This window comes from Segatella intestinalis (assembly GCF_029348455.1).
GTDB lineage: Bacteria > Bacteroidota > Bacteroidia > Bacteroidales > Bacteroidaceae > Prevotella.
In genome coordinates this window covers 156,916-176,059 of record NZ_JARJVV010000005.1, presented here as the reverse complement: position 1 = coordinate 176,059, position 19,144 = coordinate 156,916, and the positions used below count along the sequence as shown (strand labels likewise).

Sequence of the window (19,144 nt, the reverse complement as noted above, 5' to 3'; positions counted from 1 at the left end):
CAGATATCCTCTGATTAGCAGAAATAAATAAACCGGCTGACTTTATGTAACAAACATAAAATCAGCCGGTTTATTTATTTTAATACTCACATGTATCTGGGTCAGAACCTATTCTATCAATCTTCAGTATTGCGATTTCAAGCATTTAGTCGATCATTATAGGCTGACCTGTGGAAATCTTAATTAGTTACTATACGCACTCTCACCATGCTCGTAGATGTCGAGACCTTCCTCCTCTACTCGCTTGTCAACACGTACACCTACAGACTTATCAACCACCTTGAAGATAATGTAAGTAACTATGATACTATAAATGATACTTACCACGGTGGCTACTACCTGAATCCAAAGCTGGTGCCAATCACCATAAAGGGCACCAAAAGCATCAAGCGCATCATCATACTTGAACTTCTCCTTTACTACTGCTACCATGAAGAAGCAGACTACGGTAGAAATGATACCGATGCAGAATGCTCCTAAAACAACATTCGTTAAAAAAAAGCGTGAGGTTCTTCATAATGAAAATCCTCACGCTTTCCTTGTTCCCAAAATAAAATTTGTTTGTTATTTTCTTTGTTTGTTTACCATTCGTTTTTCACCTTTTATTATGTAAAGTCCAGGTTTAGCCGCAGAAGAATACTGGTGTCCGTCCAAGCCATAAATACCATCAGGTTTCTTGGTCTTATGATCTTGCTCTACCCTATCAATGCCTGTTGTATCACCTACAAAACAGAATTGTAACACTGCTGCATCAGACGAATGCTGAAGATAAGCCGTATAAGGATCCAAAATCGAACCTACATCAACTTTACAGAAGCTTGTCTTTTGGTTTTGAGAACCTATCAGATAAGCATGATCCTGAGAAGTAACCACATGATTACCATCCTTACAAGCACGAAGCATATTGCCAGTCAGCGAAGCTACAGGCATTGACAATGGAGCCTTCTCCATATGAAATACTCCCGTCATTGAAGGCGAAGTAAGAATAACGCCGCTCCCAGCTTGAATCGCATGACCTTCAGGAAGGGCTTTCAGCATTACTTTATCTCCCTGAATCTGCTCTACGTACCATGCTTTTACACCATTAGGAACAATTGCGTCAAAGGGTGCTCCGAATGAAGCTATACTTGCCACATCATGTAAATTTTCTGCAGCAAAGGTTGTTACTTCCACATTGACAGGTAGTACTGCATTATAAAGTGTTATTTTGCGGCGCAGCGTGTTGGCGTTCCATCGGTCGAGCCATTCACCCTCTCGCTCTATATCTACATGAATCTCATAATCACCTGGAGCCAGTTCGGTCAAATCTATCGTATGACTGGTAGAACTGGTAAGATTGGTCTCGTTGTTCCGCGGAATACTCACCATGTAGCCCTTGCTGGTATAAGCCGTTTCTCCCGACTTCATGTTTACAAGGCGATATCGCATCTGGGTGGAATAATAATTCTGGGTAATATACTTGGAATAGCCCGAAATGCCCAGCGTAACCTTTGGAGACTCTGCCAGATTGAAATGATGTGAAGGCGCATAATTCCCCTTCTCGTCGAGCAACTTCACGGAAGTCACAGTTACTCGGCCATAATAGTTGTTGGGATGAACCTCCAAGAGGAAATCGTCAGGAACAGGAATCTCATAAACCGCAGGGGTCTTAGTCTCAATATTGTGATTGAAACGTAGCTTCATGCGATATTTGCCAGCCTTGAGTTCATGATTACCTGTAGTCCCTGTATAGGAAGTCATAAACTTGACAATCCAAGGTGTCGTCGTCATTCGCTGAGCCACCATGTGCATCATATAGGCATTCGGCACCTCATAGGTTTCTCCCTCCAGATGGCCAGTACCAATCAGTTCAACCTGCAATTCGCCACGAGCCTGATAACGGCTTAGATTGGAAATGTTCAACTGAATACCAGCGAGTTGACTGCTATAAGCATAGGCTGGTTCCAAAACATCAGGTTTTCCTACCAATGACAGATGTGGCTTGTCGTCCGATTGAATCAGCGTCACCTTACCTCCACTCACCATCATCTGCACAGTATTTCCATTCACCATACAGGTCCAGTTACCCCATTCGTTCTCATCGTTATTCAGCAGACGACGACCTAAAGGACGCAAATAATACGTACCATCGGCAGGACCATCTATCTCGCTCAAGTCGGCTCCCCACCAGTCATATTCAAAATTATAGCTATTATAATAGGTTGCCCAAGTCAGTACACCTGTTTTTCCGAAAACATGCAGACAATTACCATCCTCAGAAAACAGACCAATACCCACCTGTCCTGTATAAGCACCATTGTCGTCCTGAGCTAAATTTCTGGCACCTACACCCTTGAGCTGGGCTGGAATTCTGGAGGAAACTGTCATTCCTTCACTTACCTGAAACTGCAGTGCCTGATTATTATTGATGGACAAAACTACTGGTTTAGGACTAAGCGGTTCGATGATCCCATTATTCGGATGTATGAACAAAGCCAACTGCTTCTCATAATAACAGCCATCACTACCATAGCCACCAGCTGCCACGGCAGCAGTATTGATGTCAAAATAGCCATCGTCGAGTCCAGCCCATCCCCAGTTGACATGAACCAGTCCGTTCTCATCATATCCATCATATACAAAAGCATGGTCACCACCCGTCATAAATACCGGACAACCAGCCGAAAGTTCGTTGTAGATGGCTTGCAGGAATTCACCACCAGGCAGTAAATCTTTTTCCAGCTGACGCACCGTACAGTTGTAGTAGTTCTGCAGTGCATTCCAAACTTTACCTTCATCACATCGTGTTCCACTCACACCATATGTAGCCTGAGCCAGTTTTCCCAAGTCACGCATCAGAACTCCCACGGCCTGTGCCTGTGCCTGATTATAACCACCCTGACTGTAATCGTCGAGCATATTGTTCCAATCATAATAATCATACGCCATCGCACCCTCGCCAAGTATCACTCCTGCTGGTCTCTTTTCTGGCCATCTATGAGCAAAGAGCACCTGAGCAGCGGCCGTGATGGTGCACCCCGTGAATGTAGGTTTGCCGCTAGTACTGCTGCGTGGAGTATAATAATTGTAAGGGTATTCTTGACTCCATGTTGCGCTTATCAAGGGTTTGACATAGGCCTTTGGAGGTTTAGCATAAGCGGGCGTAACGCTGATACTGTCCACCCTCACTTTCTCAACTGCTCGGGAATAACCTGCTAAAAGTTCTATCAGTGGAGCAGGCATATTGGCAGCATCCAACCGTCCCCTATCACTATATCCGAGCACACCGCCTACTCTATCATCAGCAGCTACGATAACAAATCCATCGCCATCCTGATTGTTGAAAAGATGGAGCGTAGGATCTACAGTTTTGGTTCCACGACTGTAAGCCACAGTCTGACTCTCGCTCATGCTCACTGGATTAATAAGATATTTGCTGGCTAAAGCCTTAGCCTGACTTTCGTCCACCGGGCCGCCATAGGCGACCATGGTCCCTATCATCCATACTGCTATGGAAAATATATATTTATTCATAAATGTAGAATCTTACTTAATAATATGTGTAGATACTTTTACTTGATCATCATTTTTTTACCATTGACTATATACATACCTGCCTGAGGTTTACCGCTTACCCTTCGTCCCTGCAAATCATAAATGCCAGAGTTTTTAGCAGCAATCGGTCTTGTAATCTGTTCAATGCCAGTAGGACCATCTTTTCCATCACCTACATAGCAACGTGCTGCATTCTCTATTTTTCTGGTTTTGGTATTAAACAGAACTGCCACGATTTCTATCTTGCTTCGGTCTGAAATCACACTGTACTTGCTGATATTATGAAATATGGTGGAATGTTTCTTCACCTCATTGGAATAGAAGGAACCGGTGAGCGAATTTGCCAAACCTCTCTGCATTCCTTGAGATTCGATGGCTACATGATTGAAAACCACACCCTTCACCTTGGAATACCCCTCTACATAGTTGTTAATATCAGCATAAAACTTCATTTCTTCAGGAGCATCCTTATAAGTATCGCTCGCATACTCGGAATAATTTGCCTCCTGAACCCATTGTTCGTTTGTCAGCCCGCTTGCTGTCAGCACATAGCCGATAGCATAAGTATCGTCTGCAGCTGGAGCCATGCAGGGTTCTACTTGGGTAGTCACGCGGATATTGTCATTTGTCTCATCCCACTGTGCTTCCACGTCAATATTCATACACGTTACCCTTTCCTTTTCTATTTTGAAAGCATCCGTAACATCATAACCGGCAGCCTTGGTGTCACGGGCTATCCAAACAGCAGGAAGCGTATTAGCATACTGGGCAATCAATCCATCATAGACAGAATATGAAACCGCCTGACTGATTGCGTCGGTCTTGTGAACTGATACTGGCACAACATCTTCAGGATACATACGGGCAATGGCATCTGTAGCCACTAAACCGATAGGACAATGCCAGCACCACATGGCTGCGTAGTCTTCCACCAGTACACGTTTATGAGGTATTTTATTGACCGTGCAACAGGTGATATAGATACTTCCTATAGTTGCCTCGTTGTACTGACCATTTACTTCAGTTATATTCAGTATGACATCAGCAGTGCCCAGTTTCGTGCCTGTTTTGATAGGGAATATCACTTCACGGGTTTCACCATAGGTAATCGGCTGGTCAAAAGTAAAAGTTGTTGGTCCCACGTTCTCACCTGTTTCCATGTAGTAGAGCGTATAGGTGATGCTCCTCGCATCGCTTTTGCCCCAACTGGTCAGTTTGATAGGTACGGACGTTTCTGTTTCGCCAAATTTCATGAACACATTGCCTATATTCATAGGAGCTACGGAATTCTGAGCCCTGCATCCAACGAATGAAAGCAGATGGAACACGGCTAATAGGAGGTAATGTTTTAACGTCATAAATGCTGTTTTAAAATATGTGATTATTAAAAATTATTCTTTAGATCATTTGATGGATGATGTTTGATTTCTTATTATATGTACTTACTAAATGATGATTGATTCATAAACTTACAAACACTATTTTTCAATATTATACTTATATTTATGCGCAAAATTAATCATTTCTTTAGTAATATCCTTAAGAATGGCTGATTTTTTGAATATTTTTCAGAATTTAATTTGTACCTTTGCATTCTGAAACATCGATATGTTCATTATTATCAGAAAACAGAAAGCAAAGTCGATGAACACCATAATTTATAATATAGACAGAAGAAAACAAATATGATTACAGTTGATGGACTGACCGTCGAGTTTGGCGGCACCACCCTATTCAAAGACATTTCCTTTCAGATCAACGAGAAGGACCGTATAGCCCTGATGGGCAAGAATGGCGCAGGCAAGAGCACCCTGCTCAAGATTATCGCAGGCGTACGCACCGCCACACGAGGCACCGTCTCGGCCCCCAAGGACTGCGTGATAGCCTATCTGCCACAGCACCTGATGACAGAAGACGGCCGCACCGTATTCGAGGAAACCTGTCAGGCTTTCGCACATCTACATGAGATACAGGCAGAGATCGACCGCATCAACGACGAACTCGCCACACGTACCGACTATGAGAGCGACAACTATATGCAGCTCATCGAGAAAGTGTCCACCCTCTCGGAGAAATTCTATGCCATAGACATGAGCCACTTCGAGGAGGATGTAGAGAAGACACTCCTCGGCCTCGGCTTCGAGCGTTCCGACTTCAACCGCCCCACCAGCGAGTTCTCGGGAGGATGGCGCATGCGTATCGAGCTGGCCAAACTGCTGTTGAAGTCGCCCGACGTATTGCTCCTCGACGAGCCTACCAACCACCTCGACATCGAGTCTATCGGCTGGCTCGAAGACTTCATCATCAACAGTTCCAAGGCCGTGGTAGTCATCAGTCACGACCGCAAGTTTGTCGACGACATCACCACCCGCACCATCGAGGTGACGATGGGGCGCATATACGACTACAAAGCCACATACAGCCAGTATCTTGAGCTTCGCAAGGAGCGCCGCGAACAGCAGATGAAGAAATACGAGGAACAGCAGAAGATGATAGCCGAGACCAAAGATTTCATCGAGCGCTTTAAAGGCACCTACTCCAAGACCTTCCAGGTACAGAGCCGGGTGAAGATGCTCGAGAAACTGCAACTCATCGAGGTGGACGAAGAAGACACAAGCCGCCTTCGCCTTAAGTTCCCGCCCAGCCCTCGCAGCGGCGCCTACCCGGTGCAGATGAGCGATGTGGCCATGTCGTTCGACGGCAAGAAGATATTCAGCGGAGTGAACCTCACGGTAGAACGGGGCGACAAAATAGCCTTCGTAGGCCGTAATGGCGAGGGTAAGTCTACGTTGGTGAAATGCATCATGGGCCAGTTGCAGAACCAGGGCAAACTCGAACTGGGCCACAACGTACAGATAGGTTACTTCGCCCAGAACCAGGCCTCGCTCCTCGACGGCGAGCTTACCGTGTTCCAGACCATAGACGATGTGGCAAAGGGCGAAGTACGCAACAAGATACGCGACCTTCTGGGCGCATTCATGTTTGGTGGCGAAGACTCTACCAAGAAGGTTAAAGTCCTTTCGGGAGGCGAGCGCACACGCCTTGCCATACTCAAGCTCCTCTTGGAGCCCGTTAACCTACTCATCCTCGATGAGCCCACCAACCACCTCGACCTCAGGACAAAAGATGTGCTAAAGCAGGCCCTGCTGGATTTCGACGGCACGCTGATCGTAGTAAGCCACGACCGCGACTTCCTCGATGGACTCGTAAGCAAAGTCTACGAGTTCGGTCACGGACGAGTACGCGAACATCTCTGCGGCATCTACGAATTCCTCGAAACCAAGAAAATGGAAAGTCTACAGGAGCTCGAAAAGAAATGATAGGTCTGGCAGATTGCAATAATTTCTACTGTTCGTGTGAGCGGGTGTTTCGCCCCGACCTGACAGGCAAGCCCGTTGTTGTGCTGAGCAACAACGACGGATGCGTCATTGCCCGTTCCGAAGAAGCCAAGGCCTTGGGTTACAAGATGGGCGACCCCTTCTATCAGGTGAAGAGCAAGCTCGAGGCAGAAGGCGTAGCCATCTTCTCGAGCAACTACACCCTCTATGGCTCCCTGTCAAACAGAGTGATGTCAATGCTCTCCCATTATTCGCCACACATCGACCAATATTCCATCGACGAGAGCTTCTTCGAGGTGGACGAGTCGATGGCAGAAGCTTTCTTCTTACAGGATTCCGACAACAAGCGCCACCAGACAGCATCGGTCGACGACCCCATCCTGCATCGCTATGGCGCAAGGATTTCCAGCGATGTACTCCGGGCTGTCGGCATCCCCATTTCGATAGGAATAGCCGAGACCAAGACACTTGCCAAGATAGGTTCCAAATTTGCCAAGAAATACAAGGGTTACCAGGGATGCTGCATCATCGATACCGACGAACGGCGCCACAAGGCCCTCACGCTCTTCCCCGTAGAAGACGTATGGGGAATAGGCCGGCAGACAGCCCGCCGACTCGACTACATGGGAATACACACAGCAGCCCAGTTTGCCGACAAGAAAGAGAGTTGGGTGAGAAGCCACTTCAACATCACCACAGTAAGAACCTGGAAAGAGCTGAATGGAGAGAGCTGTATCAACATCGACGAACTGCCCCAGAAGAAGAGCATCTGCACGAGTCGCAGTTTCTCCGATGAAGGCATTTCCGACAAAGACGTGATAGAAGAAGCCGTGGCCAACTTTGCCGTACGATGCACCGAGAAGTTGCGCCGACAAGGCAGTGTGTGTCAAGGCATTACCGTGTTTGCCTGGACATCTCGTTTCAACGGCAACGCCCCCGAATACACCCTACACGACTCCCTCGTACTCCCCATAGCCACGCAGGCTCAAGACGAGATAGTAGGAGCAGCCCTTACCATTCTGCGCAGCCGCTATCCCAAGCCCATCGACAGTCGTCCCGACCGTCCCGAGCTGGCATTCCGGTTCAAGAAAGCAGGCGTCATACTCTGGCAAATATCACCAGACAATCCCCGTCAGCAAGACCTCTTCGACCCCATAGACCGCCATCGTCAGAAAGCACTCATGGAAGCCATAGATGCCATCAACCGCAAGAACGGACATGGCACCATCCGCCAGGCCATACAAGGCACCGCCTGCCGCTTCGACCTGAAACGGGAATACATGTCGCAACGGTTTACAACAAACATCGACGAGATATTAAGAGTAAAGAACTGAACTTTCGCATATCAGGAAGTTAAAGGAGTTAAGACAAATGCTTTTGTGGAAATGAAGAGGTTTTTTTTTTTGTTTTTATCAAGAATTAGAGAAGCATTCGTCTTAACTCCTCAGCGACCGCAGGGAGCGATAACTCCTTTAACTCCTTTAACTCCTGAACTTGCGAAACTTGAATAAAAATATGGAAGACAAGATAAAACTAACCATTCATGCAGCCGGAATCGGAGAAAGACTACCGATTCCCCTTGCAGGACAAAGTGTGAAAGCAGGCTTTCCTTCACCTGCCCAAGACTATATGGAAGGAGAAATAGACCTCAACGAAGTACTCATACGTCATCGTGAGGCAACCTTTTATGTCCGCATATCAGGCGACAGCATGACAGGAGCTGGCATCCTTGACGGCGACCTTGCCATCGTCGACCGCCAGATAGAACCATCCAACGGCAACTTCGTCATAGCCTTCGTAGATGGCGAGTTTACCATCAAGCAATTCAAGATCGACGAAAGCGGAACCTTCGGCTGGCTCATTCCCTGGAACAAGGCCTACACTCCCATCCGTGTCGACGAGACCAACCGCTTCATGATATGGGGCGTCGTCACCTATGTCATTCATCGCATAGCGGAATAACATAAAGAAATGACCACAATACAAAATCAGGCTCATTCCTGTCAAGTCGCCCTTGGTGAGGTGGAAGGTGCGGCCCTGGGCAAACTCCCGAAATCTGCCAATTTGCGTTTGCGCAAGCAGAAAATTTGACAAAAATATGGGAAAATATGCAAAAATCATGAAGAAAAACACAAAATCGATGTAAAAGAAAACGAAAAAAGTGGAGAAATGAGGGGATTTGCCACCCCAAAACAGGGGATGCGGGACCCAAAACAGGGGATGCGGGGCCAAAAACAGGGGATTTGGGCACTCCCAAAAAGGGCGCATCCCCTGTGGATGCACTTCGCCAAACCCGACCAAATCCACAACTAAAAAAGTGGATGGAAACAGAATTTACTACCCTTTTTGAACAGTTATTACTACCAAAACTGCTGCCGTGCCGATTCATTTCAACATTTATATATAAACAACGCGAGAAAAATAGTATAAAGTATTGATAATAAGGGGGACGCAAGAAAAATGGATTAGAAAAAGTGCTTCTAATCCCCAAAGTTGTTTTTTGCCCGGCATTTTGGCATGATGGAAAGAAGATGCCCCGAGAGTTAAGAGATACTAAACTTTTATAACATAATTAACATTGTTGTCTCATATAGGAGATAACAACGGTTACAAAAAAAATGCCGAACTTTGCAATCGAAATCTAAACAACAAACATATGGCCAAAGATGCAGAAATAGAACAAGTGCTTTTACTGTCCAAAGAAATGGCAGAGAAAGAAGCTGAGATTACCTTACTCTCAGAAGAGAGAAGTTGAGAAACCTCAGAAGAGAAGAAGCAGAGAGCCCACTCTGTTTAAGGATTACAGACGATTCTGCCAAAACGAATCTGACGTTCATGGGAGCGAAACAGAGATTCGTGGGAGCGAATGCAAAATACATGGGAGCGAATGCGGCAATCGTCACATTCGCTCCCACGATTCCCTGTTTCGCTCAGAGGAATCTCTACCACTAAAGGGGAATTTTAGAGGAGTATGAGACAACACTCAGCGTTGAAAATACCCAGCGCAATGAAACATTAGTTGAACTTTACTCAAGTTCCGCAAGTAGTTTATGTACGGGCTAAGAGCTTCTGCCCCCTTCAGGGCGTGCTGCCTCTATGAGTTTTTTCCTTTTACAAAACAAGAAGATAATGTTAAACTACCTCCTTTTCAGCAGCACGAAGATGATGACGGGGGCACCAAGAAGTGGGGTGACTGCTCCGAGGGGAATCATGCCGTTCTGGGTGGGAAGGGCGCAAAGCCAGTTGCACAGCAGGGCGATGACCGAACCCAAGAGCATCGTGGAGGGCAAGAGAACTCGATGATTCTCGGTCGTGACGAAGAGACGCGCGATATGGGGCGTGGCCAAACCGATGAAGGCGATGGGTCCACAGAAGGCGGTGACCGTGGCGGTGAGAACGCCTGTGACAAGGAGCAGCAGAAGACGGAGCTTGCGGGTGTCGTAACCCAGGTTCTCTGCATACAGCTCGCCCAGGAGAAAGGCATTGAGAGGTTTGACAAGCACCAAAGCTGCCAGGAGGAAAAGACCGATCACCACGGCTGCCACAGGGATGCTGGAGAGCGAGACGTTGCCGAAACTGCCCATTCCCCAGACGGTGTAAGACTTCACGCCCTCGCTCGTGGCAAAGAAGTTGAGCAGCGTGATGGCGCTGTTGGCCAGATAACCGATCATCAAACCGATGATGAGCAGCATGGTGCTGCTGCGCACTACAGCCGAAAGGGCCGAGATGAGCGCCGTCACCGCCAAGGCGCCCACCAAAGCCGAAAACAGTACCGCCGCATAACCCGCCAGGGAGAGCGATCCTGCCGACAGACTGCCGCCCATGCCCAGCATGACGACTGCCACCGCAAGGGCTGCTCCGCTGTTGATGCCAAACACGTCGGGACCCGCCAAAGGATTGCGGAAGGTGGTTTGCAACAGGAGTCCGCTAACAGCAAGAGCCGCTCCTCCCATCAGCGCCATGAAGGCCTGAGGCAGTCGCGACTCTATGATGATGAAGCGCCAGGTGTCGGACGCTTCTCCCGTAACGTTTCCTGTAAGAACTGCCCATACGTCGGCCAGGGGAATGCTGACGCTTCCCATGGCGAGGTTGAGCACGAAGAGCACAACCAGCAACAGGGTTGCTGCCGTAAGGGCGACGATGGTTTGGGGACTTTTCATAAATGCAGCTTTGAGTCTTTTGAAAATGTTACGACTGCAAAGTTACATTTTTTCCTGCAACCAGCAAAAAATTTATTGAAGTTTCGAATGGCTTTTTATCCATCTCCACACCAAGGCGACGCCTGGAATGATGCAGGCCACGAGGTCGGCAAGGCCTGCTGCTGCCATCATGCTCGCATCGGCATGAAGCGTGGTGTAAGACTCGGTAGGAATCAGAACGCCCTGAAGCACAACGGCGTAGACCAGGAAGACAAGCAGTTCGCGGGTTGTTGCCTTGCTGTGATAATCAAAACTGCTGTGGATGGTGTGAAAAATGCTTTTCACAACTTCTGCCACGTACTTCTGAAAGCCAAACTCGGGCATTCTCCATCCCGTACTGCCCCACTCTGCGTTTGCGTTGCCAAGATTCATGTTGGCTTGATTCATTGTCAGTTCCATAAGCCTAATCATTTAATTCATGTTTTTTTTTCTGATGCAAAAATACAAGAGCCATATTACACCATGATGTAGAACGTGTTACAATCGTATGACATTTTTATCTTTGTTCAGGAGTTAAGACACAACTCCTGTAAGCAGCACGCCCTGGGCTAAGAGCTGCTGCCCCCTTCAGGGCGTGCTGATTGTGTCCCTTACAGGTTGACCTTAATACCTGCGTTGATCTTCACACCGTAGTACTCCACTTGCATGGTGCGGTTCTTCTCACCCTGATAGTAGCGCAAAGGCTGGTTGAGCAGGTTGTTGGCGTTGGCGTAGACTGTAAACTTCTGCTTCTTTCCCCAGGTGTAGCTGGCGTTGAGGTCGAGATAGTTCACGTTGTCGTAGTAGCGGTCGAGAGCACGGCTGGTGCTCATCTGGTCGATGAACGAAGAAGCGAAGTTGTAAGACAGACGGAGGCTCAGTCCACACTTCTCGAAGAAGAGCGAGGCATTGGCAGTATGCTCAGGCGAGCCTGCCACCTTCACGTCGTCGCCGTCCTCGATGCCGAGGCGCTCGTTGAAGTTGCGCGTGGTGCTGTGAGTATAGGTGTAGTTGCCGTAGAAGCCGAGGCATTTCAGGGCTGGTGTGATGAAACCGAAGTCGCGCTGATAAGCCACTTCCACACCATACACACGGGCGTCGTAGGCGTTGATGTTCTGAGTCACCGCAAACTGCTTGTCGGCATTGTCGCCCGAGAGTCCGAGGTCGCTGCCCAAGTATTTGTTGGAAGCCCACTCCACGTTCACGTTCTTGATGTCCTTATAGAAGAGTCCCAGGCTCACCAGTCCCACACTCTTGAAGTAGTGGTCGGCAGAGAGGTCGATGTTGAGCGCTCTTGCCGGCTTGGTGTTAGGATCGCCGATGGTAGCCTCCTCGTCGGCAATATTGAAGGTCTTGTTGGCGATAAGTGCCGAATACTTAGGACGCGAGATGGTCTTGGTGATGGAGGCTCTGAGGCTTCCGTCGTCCGAGTATTTGTACTTCAGCAAGAGGCTTGGCAGGAGGTCTGTATAGTGACTCTTGATGTCGCCTGTAGGCATCATGGTTGGGTCGCCGTCCTCGGGAATGTCCACATTGTAGCCGCTGGTCTTCAGGTCGGTACGCTCCACGCGCAGACCCAGGGTGGCTGAGAGTTTCTTGCCTATCTTCTGGTCGAAGCGCAGGTAACCGGCTGTTATCTGCTCGCTGATTTTATAGTTGCCGGCTTCCTCCTCGTAATTCTCTGTTCCCTCATACTGGCTGAAGTCGATTTTGCCCAACGTGCCGATCGAGATGAATGGCGAGTTGGCAGGATACTGGCTGCCCGGCATGAAGCCGTCGCGAATCTGCAGCGAGGTGTTGCTGCGCCAGTCGTCGCCCAGCACCTCCTCGGGGGCGTAGTCGAAGAATGAGGTGGTGCGCTTCTTGTTCTTGCTGGTGTACTTGGCGCCAAACTTCAGGGTGTTGCCGTAGAGACCCTTGCAGAGCGGCAGGGTGAAGTTGAGTCGTCCCTTCCACTCGTTCTCCACGATGTCCTGGTTGGAGTTGTTGAGCTCGTCGAGCACCCAGTGGCTGTCGTCGAGTGAAGGGAGCGATTTGGCGTAGTAAGGCTGCTTGTCGCCCACGTCCTGGAAGCCGTCGCCGAAGTCGATGAACTCGGTTTCACTCTTACCATATTTATATTTATAGGAAGCATAGCGCTCGTTGGGTCGCTCCTCGGTGGCTCGCGAGTAGCTGGCAGCCCAGTCCATCTTCAGGTTGCCCAGCTGGTGCTCTCCGTCGAGGGTGTAGTCCATGGTCTGCTGCAACTCCAGTCGGGCGTTCTTCTGGTCAGACGAGCCCGCCTTGGTCTGGAACACGACGCTCTGCTTGGAAGCCTTGCTGTTCAGCTTCTTGTAGCTGATGCGGTAACGGTTCTCCCAGTCGCTGCGACGATTGTAAATGCCCTTGAACGAAATCTTGTGCAGGGGGTTGAACTTATAGTCTAAAGCCAGGGAGTAGCTTCTGACGCTCACGGGTGACGTAGTACTGGCGCACCTGAGCCTCTTTGAGCTCTATCTCCTTGTCGTCGTTCTCCTCGTATTCGAACTCGGTATTGTCGGAACCTCCGGGAGCATACTGATAAGAGGCAGAGGCCATGATGCCCAGTCGGTTCTGGAAGAATCGGTTGCCCCATGTTGCTGCCAGGTCCCATTGTGGTTTGCCGCTGATCCATGTGTAGCCTGAACCGACGTTGAAGTTGAGCACCTGGTGGCTGGGGGTGTTTTTGGTCACGAGGTTGATTTCGCCTCCGATGGCGTCGCCGTCCATGTCGGAGGTCACCACCTTGTTCACCTCGATGGTCTGAATCATGTCGGCAGGAATCAGGTCGAGCTGCACGTTGCGTGTGTCGCCCTCTGCCGAAGGCATTCTGTTGCCGTTGACGGTCACCGAGGTAAGGTCGGCAGAAGTGCCTCTCACCTGTCCGAACCTGGCCTCACCCTGGTCGTACTGCACGTTGATGCCGTTGATGCGTTTCAGGGCGTCGCCGATGTTAGAGTCGGGGAACTTGCCCACCTGGTCGGCGCTCACCACATTGGTCACACCCATGTTCTCCTTCTGCATCTGCAGGGCCTTGCGCTGACCGTAGAAGGCTCCGTTCACCACCACTTCCTTGAGCTCGTTGCCCTCGCTCAGGACGATGTTTCGCTCCACGTTCTTGCCCACCAGCTTGATGACGTAGGTCTTGGGCGAATAGCCCACGTAGGACACCTTCACCTTGTAGGTTCCGGGCTTCATGTTGGGCAGGGTGTAGAAACCGTTCACATCGCTTGTTACTCCTGTATGCAAATCTTCCACCATGATGGTTGCTCCTGGCAAAGCCTGATGCTCTGCGTCGACAACACGTCCGCTGATGACTCCGCCCATCAGGACATTGCTTTCGGGTTCTGTCACGGCGACTGCCGCGCCTGTGGCTGTCAGCATCAGGGCCGAGAATAATACTTTCTTGAGATTCATAAAATTTTCCTGTATAATGATTTTTTCGATTTGGATTTACTTCTTCACCTTTTCTATGGTGTGGATGATTTTTCCGTCCTTGTCGATCATCGACATTCGGAGCTGCTTCTTGTCGGCTGAAATGACCGAGAAACCGTCGGCTGAACTGCAGAACACAGTACCATCGGTAGGCTTCACGGGACGGGCCAGAGATGAAGAGGAGTTGACCACGTAGTCGATGTTGTCGCCCTTCTTCTGGATGTGCTGGAAGTTGTGGATGTGTCCGCAGGCGTAGATGGCCACATTATTATATTTATGGAGTACGGGCAACAGGCGGTTCTGCATGTCGAGACGCTCGCTCTCCTTCTTCGTGGTGTAGGCATAGATGGGATGATGGCCCACTACAATCACCCAGTCTTCCTTGGCATTCTTCAGGGTCTCGTCGAGCCAGGCGAGCTGAGCCTCCACGTCCTGCTTGCAGGCATCGGGATATTTGGCAGAGGCCTTGCGGTAAGAGTCGATGAGAGGAGTGGTGTCGAGGAACACCACGCGAAGGGTGGTTCCCTTGTGGTCGAACACCTTGGTGTAATATTTCTCTCTCATCATCCAGCGGCGGCTCACCTTGCCGTAGTCCATGAAAGCCTGTGTGTTGCCACGATACTCATGATTGCCGCAAACGGCGAACCAGTCGAGCATCAGTTCGGGATGAGAGTAAACCCATTCGTAATTGGTGAGCCACAATGGGTCCTGGGTGGAAGCCACTCCGTTGAAATGATGAATGTCGCCCGCTGCAATCACGCACTCAGGACCTACCACGTCGGCCATCTCGCCCATCAGTTCGGCAATGGGTTTCTGGTCGTAATAGCCGTTGCGGCCCATGTCGTTGGTCATGTAGAGTGTGATTTCGCCCTTCAGCTTCTGCCATTCTGCAGCATTCGCCTTCCAGTTAGGATTCTGCTGAATGGCGGTCGCCGCACTCTGCGAGCAGGTGGTTACTGCCGTGTTTTGAGCCTTTGCAGTCAAGCCGCCGCCCAACAATAATGCTGAAGCCAAAACCACAGCTGCCATTCTCTCTTTCATCACAGCAACTCTGTTGCCATGCTTTCCCGAAATTTTCTTTTCCATTTTCTTTTTTTAAAATATGACTATAAAATATTCTTTGTTAAATTCCGGGTGCAAAAGTACGGCTATCATGTGTCAATAAGGTTACAGCGGTTTTAATTAGGCCATAAAGAATGCTACAATGTCGTTACAGGAGTTCTACAGGGGGAAACCCTTCTCTCTATATATCTACCGACGATCGAACCGCCGATGGGTTCAGATGTTACAAAAATCAGTTGCTGTAAGCACTCTCGCCATGCTCGTAGATGTCGAGGCCCTCCTCCTCTACTCGCTTGTCCACACGCACGCCGACAGTCTTGTCCACTACCTTGAAGATGATGTAGGTCACCACGATGCTGTAGAGGATGCTCACCACGGTGGCTACCACCTGAATCCAAAGCTGGTGCCAGTCGCCATAGAGTGCGCCCTGAACGCCGTCGGCACCCGTGACGTAACGAGTGGCGAACACACCGGTGAGGACAGATCCCAGAATACCGCCCATGCCGTGTACTCCGAAGGCGTCGAGCGCATCGTCGTATCTGAACTTCTCCTTCACTACTGCCACCATGAAGAAGCAGACGATGGTGGAGATAATTCCGATGCAGAAAGCTCCTAAAATGTCGGTACTGCCTGCCGCTGGTGTGATGGCCACAAGACCTGCCACGGCTCCGGTACAAGCACCCACCGTGGTTGGCTTTCTGTTGACCACCCAGTCGATGAGCATCCAGGTGGTGGCTGCTGCAGCCGTAGCGACGTGGGTTACGAGGAAGGCGTTGGCTGCAAGACCGTCGGCTGCAAGACCGCTACCGGCATTGAATCCGAACCATCCCAACCAGAGGAACGACATTCCCATAAACACGAAGGTGATGTTGTGGGGAGTGACTGGATGACCGGCACGGTAATCGTCGCGCTTGCCCACACACAGCGCCATGACCAGCGCAGCCACACCGGCGTTGATGTGAACCACCGTTCCGCCCGCAAAGTCGATGGCTCCCATCTCCTGCAGGAATCCGCCGCCCCATACCCAGTGGGCCATGGGAAGATAGGTGAAGATGACCCATAGAATGGTGAAGAACACATAACCGCTGAACTTCACGCGCTCGGCGAAAGCTCCGAGGATAAGGGCTGGAGTAATGAGGGCAAACATGCACTGGAACATCGCGAAGGTGAGTTCGGGAATGCCTGTAGGCATGAGAGCATCCAGTCCGATGCCGTGAAGGAAACATTTGTCGAAACCGCCGATGACGCAGGCCAAAGGATTGCCCGCCTCTGCATATTCGGTAGAGAAAGCCCACGAATATCCGAAGGCCACCCATATCAAACTGACTACTGCCACGATGAATACCGTCTGCATCAGAATGCTCAGGATATTCTTCTGGCGAACCAAACCGCCATAAAAAAGTGCAATACCTGGGATTGACATCAAGAGCACCAAGATGGTTGCCATGATCATCCACGCTGTGTTACCCGTATCGAGTGTTGTCAATAATAAACTGCTCATATTTTTTTTAAAATGTTTAATGTTTACGTATTACTCTAATGTATAATGCCATGTGTCACAGAAACCAACAAAACATTACACCTTAAACATTAATCCCTATTCTTCCTTCTCGGCATTATACAATGCAATGTCGCCTCGCTCTCCGGTTCTGATTCTTACCGTATCCATTACCGGAATGACGAAGATTCTTCCGTCTCCCACTTCGCCCGTCTGAGCTGCTCCCTGGATGGCGGAGATAGTAGGCTCCACGTTCTTGTCGCGCACCACGATGTTGAGAAGCACACGCTCGATACTGCTCGTGTCGTACATCACACCACGGTAAATGCGTGCCTGTCGCATCTTGCCTTCACCCCTTACATTATAATAAGAGAACCACTCGATGTCAGCAGCTAAGAGCGCCTTCTTGACATCCTCGAATCTGGACTTGCGGATAATTGCCTCTATCTTCTTCATAATCCTTTAATAATTAATAATGTGTTAATACTTCTATTGATTGTTACTCTTTTTTATTGATTGTCACTTTTTCGAAACGGACCTTCATCGGTTGTTACACAAACCAAGCCTTTCTTTTACATATTGTTCGTTTCGGCTGCAAAATTACAACAATTTGTCAACACAAAGAAACAAAAGAAAACATTTTGATTGTTTTTTCTCGTGTTTTGTTTCAGTTTTTCATATCACTACCTATTTTTCCTTACACTTTGTAATGTTGAACAGCCGTTCAACTTTACAGTTTGTAAGTTTTCGCTTAAAATTTGATATTCTCCGTTCAAAATTTAATAGTTCTCGCTAGAAGTTTAAAGTTTAGTGTTTAATGGGTAACAGCAGTTTTGCATGTGGTTCAAGTACGCCCTGAAGGCCCAAAAGCTCATAGCTCAGGGCGTGCTGCTTATAGGAGTAGTGTCTTAACTCCTTTAACTCCTTAACTCCTGAATAAAGACAACTTCTTTAATTTCTTTAACTTCCCCATTTGCAAAAATTGAGTGATTATTTTGTACCTTTGCAAATTAAAAATAACGCAATAAACACAACACATTACACATTTTCAAGAAAAGATGGGAGACAAAATAACAACAATGGAGCAAGGAATGCAACGACGCACAGAACTGCTCTTGGGAAAAGACAATCTTGAGAAACTGCAGGCAGCACGCGTGCTCATCTTCGGAATAGGAGGTGTAGGATCATGGTGCGCCGAGGGACTCGTGCGAAGCGGAGTGCGCCACATCACCATCGTGGACAGCGACCGCGTCTGCGTGACCAACTGCAACCGACAGCTCATGGCCACAAGCCGCACCATCGGACAGGTGAAGGTCGACGCACTACGCGAACGCCTTCTCGAAATCAACCCCAACGCCAACATCACAGCCTATCAGAAAATCTACGAGGCCAAGACTGCCGACGAGTTCCACATGGAGGAATACGACTACATCATCGACGCCATCGACTCGCTCAAGGACAAGGCCGACCTCATTCTACGTGCCACAGCCCTGCCCCGAAACATCACCTTCGTCTCCTCCATGGGTGCAGCCCTGCGCTGCGACCCCTTCATGATCAGGAAGGCTGAGTTCTGGAAGGTAGAGGGCGACCCCTTGGCACGGGCCTTGCGCAAGAAATTCAAGAAGGACAAGACCTTCCCCCGCCGCAAGTTCCAATGCGTATACAGCGAGGAGAAGCCGATGCAGAACCTGGGCGTGAACAAAGCCTGCGGCACCGGAGGCTGCCTCTGCCCCAAGGCCAAATTGCTCAGCGGCGAGAGAGGCACAGAGACTGCCGTCTACGACGCTCCCGGCGACCAGCAGTTAGTGGAGCACGAATGGTGTTCGACGAAGGCGCAGATCAACGGCTCGCTCTGCCACATCACCGCTTCCTTCGGTATGGCAATAGCAGGAATCGTCATCGGAAAAATCATAAACACCCCAAACTGATTCGCTTCCATCAAAACTCAACATACGGCCCCATAAAAAACTGCACGCAAACAAGGATAAAAAAAACAAATTGTAACTTTTTTGAGCAAATCCTTGGCAGTTTGATAGAAATTGTTTACTTTTGCAACCAAGTTTTGTCTCGGCCCCGGTCGT

General features: G+C 49.1%; 11 protein-coding genes and 2 pseudogenes. 4 read left to right on the top strand and 9 right to left on the bottom strand.

The annotated features are described in order from the left end of the window. Positions 1–183 precede the first annotated feature (183 nt). The 3 genes and pseudogenes from P3T48_RS04920 to P3T48_RS04910 form a co-directional block, all read right to left on the bottom strand. A pseudogene (locus P3T48_RS04920) lies at positions 184–483 on the bottom strand (ammonia channel protein); the annotation flags it as partial. 81 nt (positions 484–564) lie between these two features. Next, the gene (locus P3T48_RS04915; protein WP_276505861.1) at positions 565–3,513 is read right to left on the bottom strand and encodes a C10 family peptidase; all 2,949 of its coding nucleotides are present in this window, start codon (positions 3,511–3,513) and stop codon (positions 565–567) included. Positions 3,514–3,551: 38 nt separating this feature from the next. Next, the gene (locus P3T48_RS04910) at positions 3,552–4,892 is read right to left on the bottom strand and encodes a hypothetical protein (RefSeq protein WP_276505860.1); all 1,341 of its coding nucleotides are present in this window, start codon (positions 4,890–4,892) and stop codon (positions 3,552–3,554) included. Positions 4,893–5,219: 327 nt separating this feature from the next. Here P3T48_RS04910 and P3T48_RS04905 point away from each other — a divergent pair, with 327 nt between their 5' ends. From P3T48_RS04905 to P3T48_RS04895, 3 genes are all read left to right on the top strand, one after another. Then, positions 5,220–6,854, top strand: coding sequence for an ABC-F family ATP-binding cassette domain-containing protein (locus P3T48_RS04905; RefSeq protein WP_276505859.1), 1,635 nt, complete (start codon positions 5,220–5,222; stop codon positions 6,852–6,854). Then, on the top strand, positions 6,851–8,206 hold the full coding sequence (locus P3T48_RS04900; RefSeq protein WP_276505858.1) for a Y-family DNA polymerase: 1,356 nt from the start codon (positions 6,851–6,853) through the stop codon (positions 8,204–8,206). The genes P3T48_RS04905 and P3T48_RS04900 overlap by 4 nt, the downstream gene beginning before the upstream one ends. 181 nt (positions 8,207–8,387) lie before the next feature. Continuing rightward, positions 8,388–8,834: a LexA family protein gene (locus P3T48_RS04895; protein WP_217757837.1), complete on the top strand. Its 447-nt coding sequence runs from the start codon at positions 8,388–8,390 to the stop codon at positions 8,832–8,834. A 1,175-nt stretch (positions 8,835–10,009) separates the two neighbouring features. On the opposite strand, the gene P3T48_RS04890 is transcribed toward P3T48_RS04895, so the two are convergent. The 6 genes and pseudogenes from P3T48_RS04890 to P3T48_RS04865 form a co-directional block, all read right to left on the bottom strand. Beyond that, on the bottom strand, positions 10,010–11,032 hold the full coding sequence (locus P3T48_RS04890) for an iron chelate uptake ABC transporter family permease subunit (protein ID WP_276505857.1): 1,023 nt from the start codon (positions 11,030–11,032) through the stop codon (positions 10,010–10,012). A 72-nt stretch (positions 11,033–11,104) separates the two neighbouring features. Beyond that, the gene (locus tag P3T48_RS04885; RefSeq protein WP_276505856.1) at positions 11,105–11,470 is read right to left on the bottom strand and encodes a hypothetical protein; all 366 of its coding nucleotides are present in this window, start codon (positions 11,468–11,470) and stop codon (positions 11,105–11,107) included. Between the two features lie 191 nt (positions 11,471–11,661). Then, a pseudogene (locus tag P3T48_RS04880) lies at positions 11,662–14,485 on the bottom strand (TonB-dependent receptor). Between the two features lie 36 nt (positions 14,486–14,521). Beyond that, positions 14,522–15,589, bottom strand: a complete 1,068-nt coding sequence (locus P3T48_RS04875) for a metallophosphoesterase (protein WP_276505855.1) — start codon at positions 15,587–15,589, stop codon at positions 14,522–14,524. Positions 15,590–15,797: 208 nt separating this feature from the next. Next, complete coding sequence (locus P3T48_RS04870; protein WP_276505854.1) at positions 15,798–17,066, bottom strand: ammonium transporter; 1,269 nt, start codon at positions 17,064–17,066, stop codon at positions 15,798–15,800. A gap of 96 nt (positions 17,067–17,162) precedes the next feature. Further along, positions 17,163–17,519 (bottom strand): P-II family nitrogen regulator, encoded by a 357-nt coding sequence (locus P3T48_RS04865; RefSeq protein ID WP_276505853.1) that lies wholly within the window; start codon positions 17,517–17,519, stop codon positions 17,163–17,165. 602 nt (positions 17,520–18,121) lie between these two features. Here P3T48_RS04865 and P3T48_RS04860 point away from each other — a divergent pair. After that, a complete protein-coding gene (locus P3T48_RS04860; protein ID WP_276505852.1) occupies positions 18,122–18,991 on the top strand; it encodes a tRNA threonylcarbamoyladenosine dehydratase in 870 nt (289 codons plus the stop codon). The last annotated feature ends 153 nt before the right edge of the window (positions 18,992–19,144 follow it).